The sequence below is a fragment of the Streptomyces sp. NPDC046716 genome, from assembly GCF_040645755.1.
Classification (GTDB): Bacteria; Actinomycetota; Actinomycetes; order Streptomycetales; family Streptomycetaceae; genus Streptomyces.
On sequence record NZ_JBEYYU010000025.1, the window covers coordinates 71,353 to 88,980 of the forward strand.

Annotated in this window: 20 protein-coding genes; 11 read left to right on the plus strand and 9 right to left on the minus strand. The window is 72.9% G+C overall.

Annotated elements, in window-relative coordinates:
* Positions 1-6 precede the first annotated feature (6 nt).
* Positions 7-417 carry a tyrosinase family oxidase copper chaperone gene (locus tag ABZ930_RS20190; protein ID WP_361549513.1) on the minus strand — a complete coding sequence of 137 codons (411 nt, stop codon included), beginning with the start codon at positions 415-417 and terminating at the stop codon, positions 7-9.
* A 44-nt stretch (positions 418-461) separates the two neighbouring features.
* A complete protein-coding gene (locus ABZ930_RS20195) occupies positions 462-965 on the minus strand; it encodes a hypothetical protein (RefSeq protein ID WP_361549515.1) in 504 nt (167 codons plus the stop codon).
* Positions 966-1,143: 178 nt separating this feature from the next.
* Here ABZ930_RS20195 and ABZ930_RS20200 point away from each other — a divergent pair, with 178 nt between their 5' ends.
* Positions 1,144-1,545 (plus strand): response regulator, encoded by a 402-nt coding sequence (locus ABZ930_RS20200; protein WP_361549517.1) that lies wholly within the window; start codon positions 1,144-1,146, stop codon positions 1,543-1,545.
* Between the two features lie 13 nt (positions 1,546-1,558).
* On the opposite strand, the gene ABZ930_RS20205 is transcribed toward ABZ930_RS20200, so the two are convergent.
* Positions 1,559-2,104: a vitamin K epoxide reductase family protein gene (locus ABZ930_RS20205; RefSeq protein ID WP_361549598.1), complete on the minus strand. Its 546-nt coding sequence runs from the start codon at positions 2,102-2,104 to the stop codon at positions 1,559-1,561.
* A 232-nt stretch (positions 2,105-2,336) separates the two neighbouring features.
* On the opposite strand from ABZ930_RS20205, the gene ABZ930_RS20210 reads away from it, so the two are divergent.
* Positions 2,337-2,549, plus strand: a complete 213-nt coding sequence (locus tag ABZ930_RS20210; protein ID WP_361549519.1) for a hypothetical protein — start codon at positions 2,337-2,339, stop codon at positions 2,547-2,549.
* 92 nt (positions 2,550-2,641) lie between these two features.
* Here ABZ930_RS20210 and ABZ930_RS20215 read toward each other — a convergent pair whose 3' ends face one another.
* The 5 genes from ABZ930_RS20215 to ABZ930_RS20235 form a co-directional block, all read right to left on the minus strand.
* Positions 2,642-3,145, minus strand: a complete 504-nt coding sequence (locus tag ABZ930_RS20215) for a DUF5949 family protein (protein ID WP_361549521.1) — start codon at positions 3,143-3,145, stop codon at positions 2,642-2,644.
* Positions 3,146-3,319: 174 nt separating this feature from the next.
* Positions 3,320-3,565, minus strand: coding sequence for a chaplin (locus ABZ930_RS20220; protein WP_111667584.1), 246 nt, complete (start codon positions 3,563-3,565; stop codon positions 3,320-3,322).
* Positions 3,566-3,683: 118 nt separating this feature from the next.
* On the minus strand, positions 3,684-3,962 hold the full coding sequence (locus tag ABZ930_RS20225; RefSeq protein ID WP_361549523.1) for a hypothetical protein: 279 nt from the start codon (positions 3,960-3,962) through the stop codon (positions 3,684-3,686).
* 261 nt (positions 3,963-4,223) lie between these two features.
* A complete protein-coding gene (locus ABZ930_RS20230; protein ID WP_361549525.1) occupies positions 4,224-4,931 on the minus strand; it encodes a hypothetical protein in 708 nt (235 codons plus the stop codon).
* Between the two features lie 229 nt (positions 4,932-5,160).
* Positions 5,161-5,400 (minus strand): chaplin, encoded by a 240-nt coding sequence (locus tag ABZ930_RS20235; RefSeq protein ID WP_361549527.1) that lies wholly within the window; start codon positions 5,398-5,400, stop codon positions 5,161-5,163.
* 325 nt (positions 5,401-5,725) lie between these two features.
* On the opposite strand from ABZ930_RS20235, the gene ABZ930_RS20240 reads away from it, so the two are divergent.
* Genes ABZ930_RS20240 through ABZ930_RS20280 form a run of 9 tightly spaced genes read left to right on the plus strand, consistent with a single transcriptional unit; the run spans position 5,726 to position 16,237 of the window.
* A complete protein-coding gene (locus ABZ930_RS20240; protein WP_361549529.1) occupies positions 5,726-6,832 on the plus strand; it encodes a DUF3344 domain-containing protein in 1,107 nt (368 codons plus the stop codon).
* A gap of 31 nt (positions 6,833-6,863) precedes the next feature.
* Entirely contained in the window at positions 6,864-8,006 is a 1,143-nt protein-coding gene (locus tag ABZ930_RS20245; RefSeq protein WP_361549531.1) for a glycosyltransferase, read from the plus strand.
* The gene (locus ABZ930_RS20250) at positions 8,003-9,475 is read left to right on the plus strand and encodes a sugar transferase (protein WP_361549533.1); all 1,473 of its coding nucleotides are present in this window, start codon (positions 8,003-8,005) and stop codon (positions 9,473-9,475) included. The genes ABZ930_RS20245 and ABZ930_RS20250 overlap by 4 nt, the downstream gene beginning before the upstream one ends.
* Positions 9,476-9,478: 3 nt before the next feature.
* Entirely contained in the window at positions 9,479-10,831 is a 1,353-nt protein-coding gene (locus ABZ930_RS20255; RefSeq protein ID WP_361549535.1) for an O-antigen ligase family protein, read from the plus strand.
* The gene (locus ABZ930_RS20260) at positions 10,828-12,507 is read left to right on the plus strand and encodes a lipid II flippase MurJ (protein ID WP_361549537.1); all 1,680 of its coding nucleotides are present in this window, start codon (positions 10,828-10,830) and stop codon (positions 12,505-12,507) included. Before ABZ930_RS20255 ends, ABZ930_RS20260 begins: the two co-directional genes overlap by 4 nt.
* Positions 12,497-13,279, plus strand: a complete 783-nt coding sequence (locus ABZ930_RS20265) for a polysaccharide deacetylase family protein (RefSeq protein WP_361549539.1) — start codon at positions 12,497-12,499, stop codon at positions 13,277-13,279. Before ABZ930_RS20260 ends, ABZ930_RS20265 begins: the two co-directional genes overlap by 11 nt.
* Positions 13,276-14,418: a glycosyltransferase gene (locus ABZ930_RS20270; RefSeq protein ID WP_361549541.1), complete on the plus strand. Its 1,143-nt coding sequence runs from the start codon at positions 13,276-13,278 to the stop codon at positions 14,416-14,418. Before ABZ930_RS20265 ends, ABZ930_RS20270 begins: the two co-directional genes overlap by 4 nt.
* Positions 14,418-15,107, plus strand: coding sequence for a lipopolysaccharide biosynthesis protein (locus ABZ930_RS20275; protein WP_361549543.1), 690 nt, complete (start codon positions 14,418-14,420; stop codon positions 15,105-15,107). The genes ABZ930_RS20270 and ABZ930_RS20275 overlap by 1 nt, the downstream gene beginning before the upstream one ends.
* Entirely contained in the window at positions 15,107-16,237 is a 1,131-nt protein-coding gene (locus ABZ930_RS20280) for a GNAT family N-acetyltransferase (protein WP_361549545.1), read from the plus strand. The genes ABZ930_RS20275 and ABZ930_RS20280 overlap by 1 nt, the downstream gene beginning before the upstream one ends.
* A gap of 37 nt (positions 16,238-16,274) precedes the next feature.
* Here the strand turns inward: ABZ930_RS20280 and ABZ930_RS20285 are convergent, their stop codons facing one another.
* Positions 16,275-17,612, minus strand: coding sequence for a glycosyl hydrolase (locus ABZ930_RS20285; protein ID WP_361549547.1), 1,338 nt, complete (start codon positions 17,610-17,612; stop codon positions 16,275-16,277).
* Positions 17,613-17,628 lie beyond the last annotated feature (16 nt).

The window sequence follows — 17,628 nt, forward strand, 5'->3', positions numbered from 1 at the left end:
CGCCCCTCACGCCTCCCCGGTGTGGTCGCGGAGCGTCTGACCGCCGAGCTCGGCGACGGCCCCCCTCGCGGCGGCGAGAGGGGTGGCGTACGAGTCGTAGTGGTCGACCATGCTCAGGTACGAGCCGTCGGCCCGGCGCATGAGGTGCAGCGGCCGGTCGTCCACCATGACCTGCCAGGCGCCGCCCGCCCCGGCGGCCCGGCTCCCGGTGATCCGCCGTCCCCGGTACATCTCGTCGAACGCCTCGGCGGCCTCGGCCGGGGGGCCGGACCGCTGGGGCCGGGGACGCATCCGCAGGACGGCGGCGGCGGTGGAGAGCGCCCCCAGAAGGACCAGGCCCGCGCTGCGCCGGGTCAGCAGCGCTCTCGCGCCCGGCGCCCGGCTCGCGGGCAGGGGAAGTTGGGGATTCACGACCATGTCCTCCTGGAGGTCTGGGGGCCGGGGACCGGCCCCTCGGGGGATCAGCCCAGCGCCAGGTCCGCTCCCGGCTCGGCCTGGACGTCGGGGGTGCCGAGCGCGGCCTGCGGGGCCGACACCTGGGGCAGCCCGAGCCGGTCGGGCCGGGGGCCGCTCAGCGGCGGGTTCACGGAGGCGCCCGGCGTCAGGGTGTGCACGGGGGTGCCCCCGGTGCTCAGCCCGACCCGGTCGCTGTGCTCGGCGGGCAGCAGCTGAGGCACCGGCACATCGGCCTCGGTGGCGGGCAGTTCGCTGCTCAGCGGCAGCCGCGGCAGCGAGTCCTGCGGGAGGACGTGGTCCTGCGAGTACCGGGGTCCCTCGGGAGCCCCGGGCAGCGGGATCGGAGCCGCGGTGCGCAGCTCCGGTACGTCCATGTGCAGTGCGCTCTCCACGCCGCCGAGGGGTACCTCGATGGGCACGTTCGCCGACGCGACGGCGGGCGTGGCCCCGGCCGCGGCGGCGATGCAGCCGGCCAGCACAGCGATCGTTCCTCGTACCTTGATGCTCATTTCGGATGCTGTCTCTTTCCATTCGGGATTGATGACGCATCAGGGGTAACGAACCTTCTTGCGTATCAGTGCAGAATTCCCCCGGCGGGACTAATCCGCAGATAGTGCACCTCCCGGACCGCCGATCTGCAGGACAATCAATCTGTCGGCGCGGCGGAAAAGATCGAGGTCGTGCAAGGTGAAAATTCTGCTGATCGATGAATGCGCCTGGGGCATCAAGGCGTTGGAGGCCGCGCTCGTCCCGCTGGACGTCCCGACCGCCGGTGTCTCCTCCAACGACGCGGCGCTGAAGACGCTGATACGGGGCGGCGTGGGCCTGGTGGTCCTGGCGCTGGGGCGGCCCGGGGCGGACCGGCTCGAAGTCGTCCGGTACATGCGGCGGATCGGCCCGATGCGCTGCATCCCGGTCATCACGGTGTCCGAGCGCCGGTATCTGCCCGGATTCGTGGTCGAGGCGGCCCAGTTGGAGGTCGCGGACGTGCTGACGACGCCGCTGGACCCGCAGGCGCTGCGGTTCAAGGCCCGCTACCTCCTCACGGTGCACGGACGATGCGGAACCGATCACCCGTCATGTTCCTGACGCGGGTGCCGGATCAGCTGGTCCAGAAGTCCCACCAGCGCGTCAGGACCAGCATCCCGACGATGCCGACGTGCAGCACGGGCGCGACCCAGGGGAAGTCGGCGAAGAAGCCGCGCACGGCGGGCGGCGCGGGCAGGGCGCCGGTGCTCACGTTGCGCGCGGTCACGCGCCAGAACAGGACGATCGTGGCCACCCAGGCCAGACAGCACCACAGGCACAGCGAGTTGATGCGGTAGAGGGACTGCAACTGCAGCCAGGTCACGAAGCCGACGCCGAAGGCGCAGCCGGCGTGCAGGCCCAGCCAGTACCAGCGCGGGAAGTCGGCGCGGGCCAGCAGACCGGCCCCGGTGCAGACCACCACCGCGTAGGCGGCGAGCCCGAGCATCGGGTTGGGGAAGCCGAACACGGCCGCCTGGGCGCTCTTCATGACGTTCCCGCAGGAGACCACCGGGTTCAGGCTGCAGCCCGGAGTGAAGTTCGGGTCCTCCAGCAGCTTGAACTTGTCGAGCGTGATGACCCACGAGGCGAGCAGCCCGGCGGCTCCGGTGAGGAACAGCAGGACGCCGAGAGCGGTGTCCCGGCCGGGCGGCCCCGACGGGTCGGACTGCGGTCCGGTCCGGGGCTGCGGAACGGCGGACGCCTTCTGGTGGGTGGTGCTCACGCGACCCTCCTGGTGGCTACGAGCAGCGCTGATTACACAGCGTTACGGAAAGTGACGCTCGGCGCGACAAGCGCGGATCGCGGCATTAGCGTCGTTTGTGTCCCGAAAGAACACAGATTGGACTTCCCTCATGAAGCAGATCGTCCGGCGGACCTCCGTGGCCGCCCTGATCGCTGCCGCCGCCCTCGTGCCCCTCTCGGGTGCCGCGCAGGCCGCCACCGCCGAGGCGCCCGCCCGGTCGGTGTCCGCCGCCCACCCGTGCGGTGGCGACTGGGAGTGCCACGACCACTGGCACCACCACGGCCTCGGCCTGGGTCTGGGCCTCGGTCTGGGCATCGGCTGACCGAGCCACAGGGAAGAACCGCGCCGCGGTGCGGCGGGGCGGGTCGAGGATTCGGCCGGCCACCGCCGCACCGCGGACGCGTGTGTGCGGCGCTATCCGCGGATGCGGCGGATGGGCAGGATGCAGTGGGCGGCGGCCGTCAGGGTCTCCTCGGCGCCCGCGAACTTCTCCAGCTCGCCCTCGGCGACCGGCTGTCCGGGGGGAGCGGCGGGCCAGGGGCGGGTGGTGAAGATGAAGTACGCGCTGCCCCGCGCCTCGGCTGCCTCCAGCCACTCGGGGGGCACCTGGCACTGGGCGTTCAGCAGCGGCATCGTGACGACGGCCTGGCCCGCCTCGACGAGCAGCGAGACCGGGAAGCTGGGATGCCGGGAACCGTCGTGGACCGTGGTGCCCACGGTCAGCCCGTTGTTGAGCAGGAGCGCGCGCACGGCGGCCTCCGAACCCTCGGGGCCCGCCGGGGAATCCCCCATGGAGTAGGCGAGGAGGAAAGGCATGTCGTCTTCCTCACCGACGTGTTCCCCACTCCAGGCGATGACAGCGAGTGTCCCCAGATCCGCTGCCCGAAACGTGGTGTCAATACTCGACGTTGAAGTCACCGAGGAAGCCTAGCGAGACAGCGGCCGTCGTATTCGGCGCTGTCACTCCATTGGTGGAACGCCGTGCACTCGAATTGATGTCGGAGAACGCCGAAGGCTGGTCCGGGAACCTTTCGAGTTCCGAACCAGCCTTCGATACATGGCGCGACGCGCGCGGGGAGACGCGACGTCGTGTCAGTCGTTGACGGCGGTGTTGCCGAAGGCCGGGTTGAGGCCGGCGATGCCGTTCACCGTGTTGCCGGAGACGTTGACCGGAACGTGGACCGGAACCTGGCCGAGGTTGCCCGAGGCGACACCCGGCGAACCGACCGCGGCACCTTCGGCGCTCGCGCCGCCGTCGGCGAAGGCGGCACCGGAAGCGGCACCCGCCGCGAGACCGGCGGTGGCAAGGACAAGAGCGGCCTTCTTGGCAGTGTTCATTTCGCGAACCTTCCTTCGGGGTTTTCCGGGATCGTAGGGGCGTGCTCCGCGCGAATTGCCGAAAAGACACACCCGCGTAAACCCTCGGCCCCCCGTTCGGCTCAACGGATCAGGACGGTCAGCCGCCGAGCGGGAGACCGCCGAGCAGGTCGCCGGGGGCCGCGGCGCCGCCCGGGTTCAGCTGGTCGGCGGCGCCCGTCACGGTGTCCACCGCGCCGCCCTTCGGGTCGAGCAGGTTGCTGCTGACCGGCTGGGCGTCGAGCGTCGGCTGGCTGGCGATGGTGTCCAGGGCGCCGTTCAGGCTCGTCGGGGCGAGGTCCGAGGCAAAGGCGGGCGCGGCGGCACCGGCGATGACGAGGGAACCGGCGACAACGGCAGCGGCCTTCAAAGACTTCATTGTTTATCCTTTCCTCGATGACTATTCCGTCATCGGCATGGAATATTCACCGCAGGGCATTCTGAATGTGCGGTGTTCTGCTTCTGCTTGCTCAACGACCGTCTTCGCCGACGGAAACTCCGGAATGCGCCGGTTCATTGATCCCCACTCGAAAGAACGGTTCCTCGGCGTAAATATGAATTAACGTGCGCATGTCGAAAACCCGCCCGGGGCAGGTCGTGGGACCTGCCCCGGGCGGGCGGTGTGGTGCGGGTGCGGTGACTAGACGGCGGGGGCCTGGGGGAGGGCCGGCGTCTGCGGGAGGGCCGGGGCCTGGGGGACGGCCGGGGTCGCGGGAAGCGACGGCGTCGCGGGGAGCGACGGCGTGGACGCGGCCGGCAGCTGCGGCAGCGCGGGCAGGCCCGGCAGGTTCGGTGCCGGGAGCGCGCCGCCCAGCAGAGTCGCCGCGAGGACGTTGACCAGGCCGGTCACGACGGCGGGCGCCTGCGTGGCGATGGCGGCGACATCGCCGGCCGTCGCGGACTTCACCAGGGCGTCGACCGCGGACTGCAGTGCGGTCAGGGCGTCGGCCGTCACGTCGGCCGGTGCCTTCGCGTCGTCGGGGACCGCCTTGTCGGGAGTCGCCGGCACCGGAACCGCGGCGGCCTGCTCCTTCGCGGTGTCGATGGCGGTCTTGACCGCGTCGGCGTGCTTCTGGGCCTCGTCCGCGGGCAGCTTGCCGTCCTTCGTCTTGAGGACGGCGTCGAGCAGACCGGTGACCGGGGTCAGGACGCCGCCGGTGTCCTGGAGGGTCTTGACCTGATTGAGCAGGGCGGCGGCGTCGGGAGCGGCGGTGGTTGACACAACCGTGCGGCTGGCGCGCTCACCGTGGTCGCGGGCGTCCGCGGCGAACACGGGTGCCGCCGCACCGATCAGGAGGGACGCGCAGAGAGCGGAGGTCGCGATGCGCCGTACGGGCAGAGCAGGCATGTCTTTTTCCCCTTCGAGGGCGTGTTGGTGCTTGAGATCACCGTGGAATGCCCTACTGCTCTCTGCAACCGAGTCGTCGCTCCGAGTGAGCGCGGTCGGCTCATGTCTGCACCGTCTTGCCTGGTGAGGGCTTTGCGGCCGCCCCTCGGCCGCTGCGTCCGAATGGGGCAGGAAACGAAGCAGCCGCCCCTGGGGAAGGGGCGGCTGAGGAAGAGTCGGGCTCTGTGGATCAGCTGTTGACGCAGCTGTTGCCGAAGGCCGGGTTCAGCAGACCGATGACGTTCACGGTGTTGCCGCAGACGTTGACCGGCACGTGCACGGGCACCTGCACGACGTTGCCCGACGCGACGCCGGGGGAGTTGGTGGCGGCACCCTGCGCGCCGCTGTCGGCGGCGGCGATGCCGGCGGTGCCGGCCACGGCGGCGGCGGCCATGGCGGAGAAGACGACTGCCTTCGCGGTACGCGACATGAACATGCTCCTTGGGTCGTTCCCTACGGCCGGGACAGGCGCCCGGCTCGTGGTGCAACGGACGGTTCGCCAAGGAGTTGCGGCTCCGAACGGGTGAATACCGATTGGTTCGTTGAAGTGGATCACGGAGTGTCGACATCGGGGCACCGGGAATTTCACAACTCCAACACACATCGTGTATGAAGTGGAACTCACTTTCTGGCCGCTATTGTGGGCCGCCCCCTGTGCAAGGGGTCTGGCCTTCGTGGCGCGGTTGGATAAGTGTGACTTTCTTATTTCCTGGGTGCTGTAGAGCGTCTGCTCATTCCTGAAAGGGACGCCGGCCGTGCGTAATTCGAAAGGTTGTTTCCTTCGTCGTGTGACGGTGGGTTTGTTGTCGCTCGCGGTGCTGCCCCCGCTGTGCCAGACGACGGCGGCGGCGACCCCCTCGGCGCCGAAGCCCGCGGCGGAGAAGCCCGGCCTTCCGTTCACCAGCCGCTACGACGCGGTGCTCCACGGCGGTTTCGTGCGTGCGGCGAACGCCGCCATCACGTGCCGGGGCGCCGCGTCGGCCAAGAGCGTGGGCTGCGCCGAGGCGCGGGCGGGCGCGACGGCCGGAAACGGCGACTTCGACATGTTCTACACGGACGTCGACCGTGATCCCAACACCTACAACTCGTCCCGGGCGGAGGTCCGCGTCCCCGAGGGGGCGCGTGTCACCTACGCGCGCCTGTACTGGGGCGGCAACCTCCGGGTCGGCGAGCAGAAGCCCCCGCGCGACAACGGCCGTGTCCTGGTCGCGGAGCCCGGGGGCGAGTACAAGCAGGTGCTCGCCGACACCGTGGTCGGCCACCGGGTCGCGAACGGCGCGGACGCCTACCAGGCCTCGGCGGACGTCACCGATCTGGTGCGCGGCAGCGGGTCCGGCCTCTACACCGTGGCGCAGCTGAACGTCGCCATGGGGAAGACCGCCGCCGGAGCCTGGGGCGGGTGGACGCTCGTGGCCGCGTACGAGAAGCCGTCCGAGCCGCTGCGTCATCTGTTCCTGCGGGACGGCTTCGACACCTTCACCCGCGCGCACTCCGAGAAGAAGATCCACGTCAAGGCCGCGTTCGCCGAGGGGGCGCGCGGCTATGCGGGCCTGGTCGCCTACAACGGCGACCGCGGCCGGACCGGTGACTCCCTGACCGTCGCGGCCGGCCGTGGCCGGCCGGTGGCGCTGTCCGACCGGGCCAACCCGGCGGACGACGTCCTCAACTCGACGATCAGCCAGCCGGGGACGCAGCCCGAGCGCGTCCCGGACCACGACAACACCCTCGGCTACGACTCCGACGTGTTCCCGCTCGACCGGGCCCTGGCCCGCGGCGGCGACGCGCTGGACTTCCGGCTGGCGTCGAGCGGCGACCCGGCCTGGGCCGGGGTGCTCTTCGGCGCCGTCGACGCCCGGTCCTAGCCGCTTTCTCTCAGTTCTGCCAAAAGAGGCGATGCATGTGACGTCCGCACCCTTGCCGCCGCACGTTCTGCACGTGACCCAACCGGTCGACGGCGGAGTGGCGCGTGTGGTGCTCGACCTGGTGCGCATGCAGCGCGCCGCCGGGATGCAGGTGTCGGTGGCCTGCCCCGCCTCGGGCGAGCTTCCCGCCCGGCTCGCGGACCTCGGCTGCGAGGTCCTGGAATGGGAGGCCTCGCGCGCGCCGGGCAGCGGGGTGCCGGGCGAGTGCCGCCGGCTCGCCCGGATCGTGCGCCGCGCCCGGCCGCAGATCGTCCACGCGCACAGCGCCAAGGCCGGGCTGGCCGGCCGGCTCGTCGTGCGGGGCCGGATCCCCACCGTCTTCCAGCCGCACGCCTGGTCGTTCGAGGCGGTCGGCGGGCTCGGCGCCCGGCTGGCCCTGACCTGGGAACGGCGCGGGGCGCGCTGGGCGTCCCGGCTGATCTGCGTCAGCCGCGCCGAGCAGGAGACCGGCACCCGCCACGGGATCGGGGCGCCCTGGCGGCTCGTCCCCAACGGCGTCGACCTGGAGCGGTTCCGCCCCGAGGGGCCCGCCGCGGACACCGGTGACGGTGCGGGCCCGCTCGTCGTGTGCGTCGGGCGGCTGTGCCGGCAGAAGGGCCAGGACGTCCTCGTCGAGGCCTGGCCGGACGTGCTCGCCGAGGTGCCGGGGGCGCGGCTCGTCCTGGTCGGCGACGGCCCCGACCTGGACCGGCTGCGCGCCGTGGCACCGCCTTCGGTGCGCTTCGCGGGGGCGGTCGACGATCCCGCCCCCTGGTACCGGGCGGCGGACCTGGTCGTCCTGCCCTCGCGGTGGGAGGGCATAGCGCTGGCTCCGCTGGAAGCCATGGCCTGTGGGAAGCCGGTGCTCCTCACGGACGTGGACGGCGCCCGCGAGAGCCTGCCGCCGCCACTGGCCCGCCGCTGCCTGGCCCCGCCGGACGACCCCGCGGCCCTCGCCCGCGCCCTGTCCGCACTGCTGCACGACGCCGACGCGCTGCGCGCCCTGGGCGAAGAGGCCCGGGGCCATGTGCACGCGCACCACGACGTACGGCGGACGGCCGGAGCCGTCACGGACGTCTATCGCGAACTTCTGGGTCTGGAGACCACCGAGTGCAGAGAGCCGATCGCGACGTGACCCAGGAACGAACCATGGCCTCCTCGGCCGGACAGCGGCACGCCGTGGACGACACCGGCCCGCTCGCCACCGTCATCGCACAGCGCACCGCGGGCGGCAACCGCATCACCTTCATCGGCGGCCCCTCCCGGGGGCACTCCTCGCGGGCCTTCCTGCTCGCGACCGACGCCACCGCCGCACTGCTCGGCACCCTCGTCCTGACGCCCGTACAGCGGCATCCGCTGCTGGTGACCGGGTTCGTCGTGCTCGTCCTGGCCCTGTACCGCAACGCCGGTCTCTACCGCCGCTTCGACGAGCGGTACATGCTCGACGACCTGCCCAGCGTCGCCGGGCGGCTCGCGGTCGCGTGGTGTGCGCTGATGGCGCTGGCGGCGACGCTGCCGCCGCTGGAGCGGGTCTCCCCGCACGCCGTGCTCACCGGCTTCGCCGCGCAGGGCGTCCTCACCTTCCTGGGGCGCTCCCTCGTCTACCGGCGGCGGCGCACGACCCTCGCCCGGCGGCCCGTCACCACGCTCCTGGTGGGGCCGGAGCAGACCGCCGTCCGGGTCGCGGCCGCGCTCCAGCGCAGCCCGCGCAGCGGCATCAACCTCGTGGGCGTCGTCAGCGACGGCGCGGCCGAACCGCGCGCCGACGACCCGGCGGCGCCGCTGCCGGTGCTGACGACCGTGGGGGACATGCGGCGCGCGGTCATCCAGAACGGGGTCCGGCGCGCGATCGTCCTCGGCGGCGCCGGCGCCCCCGACCACCTGCCCTGGCTGCGCAGCCTCAGCGAACTGCGGTGCGAGATCTGGGAGTTGGACCCCGAGCCGTCGCCGTACGTCGCACAGCGGCGCGAGCCGGGCCGGTACCTGGCGGGCTACCGCTGCCGCCCGCTCGTGGCGCCGCCGTTCCCGCGGCACCCCGGCAAGCGCGCGCTGGACCTCGCGATCTCCTCGGTCCTGCTGGTGCTGGCCAGCCCGGTGCTCCTGACCTGCGCCGTCTGGCTGCGGCTGAGCGAGGGGCGCGGTGTGGTGTTCCGGCAGGAGCGCATCGGCAAGGACGGCCGCCCCTTCACCCTGCTGAAGTTCCGCACCCACCGTCCGGCCGACCCGCTGGAGTCCGCGACCCGGTGGAGCGTCGCCAACGAGCACCGCATGCCGTGGTTCTGCCGGTTCCTGCGGCGCACCTCGCTGGACGAGCTGCTCCAGCTGTGGAACGTCTTCCGCGGCGACATGAGCCTGGTCGGGCCGCGGCCCGAACGCCCGTACTTCGTGGTGCAGTTCAGCGAGACGCACCCCGGCTACAGCGAGCGGCACCGGATGCCGACCGGCATCACCGGGCTCGCCCAGATCAACGGGCTGCGCGGGGACACCTCCATCGAGGACCGCTGCCGGTTCGACAACGCGTACATCGACAACTGGTCACTGTGGCGGGACATCAGCATCCTCCTGCGCACGGCGTCCGAGTTCTTCCGCCCGACGGGAAGCTGATCCGTGACCGTCCTCCCTGCCGTCACCGGCGCGCCCGCGCCCCCGTTCACCGGGGCGCTGCGCCGCCACGGGCCGGTGCTCCCGGTCCTGCTGCTGATCGCGATGCTCGCGCTGCCCCTGGGCGCGGGCGCGGAACAGGAGGGCAGCGGAGGCACCGGCTCACTCGCCGACGCCGTCTCCGGTCTCGTCGTGATCTTCTGCGCGGTCCGCGCCGTGCGGCACCGGCAGCGCCCGCTGACCCGGACCGCACTCGTCGTGCTCGGGCTGCCCGTCGTCGCCGTCGCGGTGGCCGCGCTCGGCGCCGGCTCGGTGTCCGACTCCCTGGTGGGGATGGCGCGTTACTACCAGATCCTGGTGCTCGTCCCGGCCGCCGTGCTGATCCTCGTACGCGACCGGAACGACTTCCGGCTCGTCGCCTGGGGGCTGGTGGCGCTCGGCCTGTGGCAGGGCGCGCTCGGCGTCTACCAGTACCTGACCGGGACGGGCGCGAGCTACGCGGGCGAGGACATCCGGGCCGTCGGCACCTTCGGCGCCACGGATGTGATGGGCATGTCCACCGTGGTCGCGTACGGGCTCGTCTGCGCGGTCGCCCTGGCGCTCGGCGGCGGGACGGCCCGGGTGCGCATCGGCGCGCTGGTCTGCGCGGCGGGGCTCGTGGTGCCGCTCGCGCTCTCCTTCAGCCGCGGCGCGTGGATCGCGACGGCCGTGGTCTGCGTGGCCCAGATCGTCTGCGCCGGACTGCGCCGCGCCGCCCGGCTGCTGGCGATCGGGGTCGCGGCGGCGGTCGTCCTCGTCGGCGGCCTCGGTGTGGGCACCTCGATGCTTCAGGAGCGGCTCAGCAGCATCACGCAGGTCACCGCCGCGCCCGACCAGTCCGTGACGGACCGGTACACGATGTGGGCCGCGGCGATCGACATGTGGGAGGAGCACCCGGCCACCGGCGTGGGGCTGAAGAACTTCCCCGCCTACCGCGACAGCCACGCCTCCCTCGCCCTGTCCGCGGGCAGCGACGTGGCCGGCGCCGGCGCGTCCTTCCGCCGCCAGCCGCTGCTCTCGCCGCACAACATGTACCTCCTGGTCCTCAGCGAGCAGGGGCTGCTCAGCCTGTGCGCCATCGCGGGGGCGTGGCTGGCGATGCTGGTGCTCGGGGTGCGGCGGCTCGCCAAGGCGCACCGCGGGACCGGCGGGCTCGACTGCGCGCTCATCGCCTGCGGGCTGCTCGTCTGGCAGCTGATCGACTTCGTGTACGCGGACATCGGCGGGCCCTCCACGGTGCTCACCTCCGTCGTGTTCGGCCTGGCCGCGTGGTGGGCGCTGGCGCCCGCCGCCGAGCGTGAGGCGGCGGCCGGGCGATGAAACCGACCCTTCCCGCGGGCGACGACGAGACGGTCCGCCCGCGCGCGGTACCGGCCCAGCCGACGGCCCGGACCACGGCCGACGCGGGCCGCGACGCCCACGGCTCGTCGAGCACGTTCCTGGCCAGGGCCGCGCTCCTGACGGCGGTGCTGTCCGCCGCCGGTTCGCTGCTCGGCCTGGTCCGCGACCAGACGCTGGCCCACCTCTTCGGGGCGGGCAGCGAGACGGACGCCTTCCTGGTGGCGTGGACGGTGCCCGAGGTGGCCGCGACCCTCCTCATCGAGGACGGGCTGGCCTTCATGCTCGTCCCCGCCTTCAGCGCGGCGATCGCCCTGCGCGGCAGCCGCCGCTCCCCCGGGCAGGACCCGGTGCGGGCCCTGGTGGCCGGTTCGCTGCCCCGGCTGACCCTCGCCTTCCTCGCCTCCGGCCTGGCCCTGATCGCCGGGGCGCCCCAACTGGTGGAGGTGCTCGCCCCGGGCCTGCCCGATCCGCAGCTCGCCGTCGACTGCACCCGGCTGACCGCGACCTGCGTCCTGACCTTCGGGCTCACCGGGTACTGCAGCGCCGCGCTGCGCGCCCACAGCAGCTATCTCGCCCCGGCCGCCATCTACGTCGCGTACAACACCGGCATCATCGTCACCCTCCTCGTGCTCGCCGACCGCTGGGGCGTGCGCGCCGCGGCGGCCGGGGTCGCGGTGGGCGGCTGCCTGATGGTGCTGGTGCAGGCGCCGGTGCTGCGCCGCTGTCTGACCCGCGCCGACCCGGGGGGCCCGGTGCTCCGCGATGACGGCGACGACGCAGCGCCGCCGCAGAAGCAGTCGCTGAACATGATGCTGATCTCCACCGTGCTGCTCTTCGCGCTGTGCCGGCAGTCGCAGGTCTTCATCGAGCGCTTCCTCGCCTCGTCGCTGCCGTCGGGGGCCATCTCGCACCTCAACTACGCGCAGAAGGTCGCGCAGTTGCCGATGGTGCTCTCCCTGATGCTGTGCACGGTCACCTTCCCCGTGGTGGCGAAGGCGCTGGCGCGCGGTGACATCGAGCGGGCCCGCGACCGGGTCGAGCGCGATGTCGCGCTCGCCGCCTGCATCGTGCTGTCCGGCGCGGCCGTGGTGTTCGCCTGCGCCCCGCAGATCATCCAACTGCTGTTCCAGCGCGGCGCGTTCACCGGCGCGGACACCGCCGCCACCGCGTCCATCATGCGCGTCTACTCGCTGGGCCTGCTCGGGCACTGCCTCGTCGGCGCGCTGGTGCGCTCCTACTTCTCCGCGGGCCGGCCCACCTGGTACCCGGTGGTGTCGATGGCGCTCGGGATGACCCTCACCGCCGGTGTCGGCACCCTGACCGTCGGCACCTGGGGCGTCGCCGGGATCGCCGCGGCCAACGCCCTCGGGATCACGTTCACCGCCGTCCTGCTGCTGACGGCGATGGACCGGCGCAGCGTCCCCGTCCGGCTGCCCAAGGTGCTCCTCGAACTCGGCAAGACGCTGCTCGCGGCCGTGGCCGCCACGGCCGCCGGCCTGGTGGGCGCGGCGCAGGTCGGGCAGCCGCTGGGATCCCTCGCCGCCGGGTGCCTGGCCGTCGGGACCGTCTTCGGCCTGCTCCTGTGGGCCCTGAACGTCCAGGCCTTCGTGCCCGCCGTCCGCTTCGCGACCAGAAAGCTCCGTCATGCCCGTTGAAACAGCGCTCCAGGAAACCCCGGGACTCAGATCGAGAGAACGGCTGCCGGGACGCTCTCCCTGGGTGGCGATGTACCACTCCGTGGACGACTGCGCCGACGACCCGTACAACGTCACCGTCACCCCCGACCGGCTCCAGCAGCAACTGCGCTGGCTGCGCTCGCGCGGGCTGCGCGGCGTCAGCGTCGCCGAACTCCTGCGGGCCCGCAGCCGGGGCGTGGGACGCGGGCTCGTCGGCCTCACCTTCGACGACGGCTACGGCGACTTCGTCGAGAACGCGCTGCCGCTGCTGCGGCACTACGAGTGCTCCGCCACCGTCTTCGTCCTCGCGGGCCGGCTCGGCGGCGAGAACGCCTGGGACTCCGAGGGCCCGCGCAAGCCGCTCCTGACCCCGCAGGGCATCAGGAAGGCGGCCGCGGCCGGCATGGAGATCGGCTCCCACGGGCTGATGCACGTCGACCTCACCCACACGGACGAGGACGAGCGCCGGGCCGAGGTCCAGCGCAGCAAGGCCCAGATCGAGGAGATCGTCGGCGGCGAGGTCCTCGGCTTCTGCTACCCGTACGGCTTTGTGGACTCCGCGACGGTCGAGGCGGTCCGCCGGGCCGGGTACCGCTACGGCTGCGCCATCTCCCCGGGCCCGCTGACCAGCGTGCACGCCATGCCGCGCGTCTACGTGGGGCAGCGGGACACCCCGTGGCGGCTCGAACTCAAGCGCCGGGCCCACCGGGTGCTGCGGCGCCCCTGGCAGGTCGGGGAGTGCGCGCGGTGAAGGTGCTGCACGTCATCACCGGTCTGGGCGCGGGCGGCGCGGAACAGCAACTGCGGCTGCTGCTGCGCCATGTGCCGGGCACCCACGACGTCGTGACGCTGACCAACCCGGGCCAGGTCGCCGACGCGCTGCGCCGCGACGGGGTGCGCGTCACCCACCTCGGCATGGCGGGCAACCGCGACGGCCGCGCGCTGCCCCGCCTGGTGCGGCTGATCCGCGAGGGCCGCTACGACCTCGTCCACACCCACCTCTACCGGGCCTGCCTGTACGGCCGGATCGCGGCCAGGATCGCCGGGGTCCGCGCGGTCGTCGCCACCGAGCACTCGCTCGGCGACACCCAGATCGAGGGCCGCCCGCTGACCCGCTCGGTGCGCGCCCTGTACCGGACGGGTGAGCGGCTGGGCCGCACCACCATCGCCGTGTCCCCGGCGGTGGCCGACCGGCTCGGCGCGTGGGGCGTGGCGCGGGACCGGGTGCGGATCGTCCCCAACGGCGTGGACGTGCCGCGGTTCGCCTTCGACGCCGGGGCGCGGGCCGCCGCCCGGACCGCCCTCGGACTGCCCGCCGACGCGTTCGTCGTCGGCGGGGTGGGACGCCTGGTCGAGGGCAAGCGGTTCGACGTCCTCGTCGAGGCGCTGCGCGAACTCCCCGACGACGTCCACCTGCTGCTGGTCGGCACCGGCCCGCAGGAGGAGGCCCTGCGCCGGGCGGCGGACCGCGCCGGAGCGGCCGGCCGCGTCGTCCTCGCCGGGGAGCGCCCGCACACGGCGGCGGAGCGCGCCGACGGTGAGCTCGACCTGCCCGCGCTGCTGTCCGCGATGGACCTGCTCGCCTCCCCCTCCGTCGACGAGGCGTTCGGCCTGGCCGTGGTGGAGGCGCAGGCCAGCGGGCTGCCGGTGCTCTACGTGACCTGCCCCGCGGTCGACGACCTGCCGCCCGGCACGCAGGCCCGCGCCGTCCGTGTCCCGGGTGACACCACCTCGTTCGTCCGTGAGATCCGAAGAGTCCGCGAGGAACCGGGCGGCGCCAGACAGCCGTCGCGGGCCGCTCTCCACTACAGCATCGCCCGTAGCGCCGCACTGCACCACGACGTGTACGTGACGGCCACGGGCGCCCCGACCTCAGGAGTGAGTACGTGATGACCGAAACCGCCCAGGACAGGAGTGCCCCGCGCGCCCCGCTCGCCCGCGCCGCCGCCCGGACCAGGAGGCTGCCCCGCTGGTGGCCGCTGCCCGTGGGCCTCGTGATCGGCGCGCTGGCCGGCGGGGTGTACGGCGCGGTCAGCACCCCGCAGTACACGGCGACCAGCTACGTGATCGCCGTGCCGACCGGGGAGTCCGACTCGATGTCCGCGCTCGGCTTCGCCCAGGCGTACAGCCGGGTCGCCACCCAGGTCGCCGTGCTCAGCGACGCCCAGGTCGCGGCGGGCGTGCCCATCGGCACGCTCCAGGCGAACGTGCGGGCGGAGACCTCGCCGGACGCGCCCATGGTGGCGATCTCGGCGTCCTCGGCGCGGCCCGCGCAGGCGATGGAGATGGCCAACGCGGTCGCCCGCGCGCTCACCGCCAACGCCAGCCACACCAAGGACGACACCCACGTCGAGCTGCTGCGCTTCACCCGGGCCGTGAAGCCGACCGACCCGTCCTCGCCGTCCGCCGCCCTGACCACCCTGGTCGGCGCCAGCGCGGGCGGCCTGCTCGGCGGGCTCGCCCTGCTGGCCAGGCCGCGCCGGACCACGGGCCAGGTCGCGGCGGCCACGGTGCCGGCCCCCGCCGAGCCCGAGCCCGAGCGCGAACCCGCGGCCGCCTCCGCGGCACGGGGCGCCTGATGCCGAACGGCGCGGCGGCCCCCGTCGTCTCGGTCTGCGCGGACACGGCCGGGTTCGGGGCGCTGCGCGAGGAGTGGAACCGGCTGCACCGCGCCTGCGCGACCGCGACCCCCTTCCAGAGCCACGCCTGGCTCCACTCGTGGTGGCTGTCCTACGGCAGCGCGGGCCGGCTGCGCGTCGTCCTCGTACGCCAGGACGGACGCCTCGTGGCGGCCGCGCCCCTCATGCGGCGGTCGCGCCCCTTCCCGACGCTGACCCCGCTCGGCACCGATATCTCCGACTTCAGCGACGTCCTGGTCGACGCGGATCCGCCGGGCGGGACCGACGCCGTGCTCGACGCGCTCGGCGCCGGGCTGTGGCGGCTCGCGCGCACCGCCGTCATCGACTTCCGCGAGGTGCGGCCCGGCTCCACGGTGGAGGCCCTGCACGACCGGTGGCGCGGACCGCGGCGCCGCCTCGACGACTCGGCGTGCCTGGAACTGCCCGCGCTGCCCATGGACGACCTGGTGCAGCGGCTGCCCCGGCCGCGGGCGCAGCGGGCCCGGGCCAAGATGCGCAAGCTGGACGCGACCGGCATCGAGCGCCGGGTGGTGCCCCCGGCCGAGGTCGGCGCGTCGGTGCGCAGGCTCCTCGAACTGCACCAGTTGCAGTGGCAGGAGCGGAAGGTGACGACGGAGCACGTCAAGCCGCGGTTCGCCGAGCATCTGAGCCGGTCGGCCACGCTCATGGCCGAGACGGGCGACGCCGTCGTCACGGAGTTCACCCTGGACGGCACCGTCGTCGCCGCCGACCTGACCTTCGTCTCGCCGCGGCTCGCGGGCGGCTATCTCTACGGCGCGCACCCGCAGTTGCGGGAGCGGAAGATCGACGTCGCCACGATGCTGCTGCGCAGTTGCGCCCAGCACCTCCAGGACGGCTCCCCGGCCGGGGTGCTGAGCCTGCTGCGCGGCACCGAGCCCTACAAGCTGCACTGGCGGCCCGAGCGGCTGGTCAACCAGCGGCTGCTGCTGGCGCGGGCCGGTTCGGCCCCGCAACTGGCCGCACTGCTCGCCGACGTACGGGCCCGGTCGCTGGCCAGAGCCGCGCGGCGGGCATGGAAGGAGCGCGGTGACGACCGGCCCTCGACGTAGAGGACCGGCCGCCATCGCGCTCAGTGGGCCGGACGGTTCAGGACCGGGGCTTCCACCAGTCGAACCGCAGGCACAGCTTCCCGCCGAGCCAGTGCTCGATCCAGTCGCCGAGGTCGACCGGCGAACACTGCGGCGGCTCGGTCGGGTTGACGGGTTCGGTCGGCTTGTCGCGGCCGCTCAGCGCCGCCCGGTAGACCGCCGACGCCTTCGGGTTCTTGTCGCACTGCCACACCCCGTGCGGGCAGTAGTCCGTCAGGGTGTTGTAGAGCGGCTTGTGCTCGTCCATCCAGTCGAGCATGCGCTTCATGTACTCGGCGTTGTCGCCGTTGCGGAAGAGCCCCCACTCCGGGTACGAGATCGGCTTCTTGTGCTCCGCCGCGAAGTCGATCTGGGCCTGGAGCCCGTACGGCTCGGAGACCTGCTCGTCGAAGGACTTGTTCTCCGGCTGGTCGTACGAGTCCATGCCGACGATGTCGACGACGTCGTCACCGGGGTAGCACTCGGTCCACGGCACGGCGTCCCGGCCCCGGCTGGGGGTGAAGTCGAAGCGGAACTTCTGTCCCGGCACCGACCGCATCACCGTGACGATCCGTTTCCAGTACTTCTTCCAGGACTCGGGGTCGGGACCGCACCGGTGGGTGTACGTGGTGCCGTTCATCTCCCAGCCGAGCACCACCACGGTGTCCGGCACGTCCAGGTCGACCAGGTGTTCGGCCAGGGCCCGGTAGTGCTGGTCGAAGTCGCCCTGCGCGCCCTGCTGGAGCAGCTTGCGCACCTCGGCGTCCGGGACGCCCTCCTCGTTGCGCTCCAGCATCGGCACGTTGAGGACGAAGAGCCGGTCGTCGCGCTCCTTGCGCCACTCGGCCCAGCTGTCCAGGAACCCCTGGCCGCCCTCGATGTTGCTCCACCTGTCACCGGGCAGATAGGTGTGACCGACCCGCAGATCGGCTCCGCCCAGCCACTCCGACAGCTTCGCCATCCGGGTCACGCCCCGGGGCCCGTAGTCCAGGTAGGCGCCGAACGCGGGGTGCTTGTCCGTGCCCGTACCGGGCTCCTGGCTCGTGGACGGGGACGCGGACGGGGTCTCGGTCGGTGTGGCGGACGGGACCGGGTCCTGGCTCGCCGAGGCGCTCGGCTCCGGCGCGGGCGGGTCGCTCGCGGCGGCCGGTACCGGGACCGCGGGGCTCGGTTCGTCCGATCCTGACGGCCACCACGGGACGGGGCCCGATCCGGTGGTCGGGGTCGGGTCGGGGCGCGGACTGGCGTCCGCTGACTCCGTGGTCACGGATCCCGACGCCACGACCAGCGAGACCAGGACCCCCGCGGTGATCAGCGGAAGTCGTCTGTTCTTCGTCCAACGGCGTTCTGCGGCCATGCCTTGCTCCTCGTGT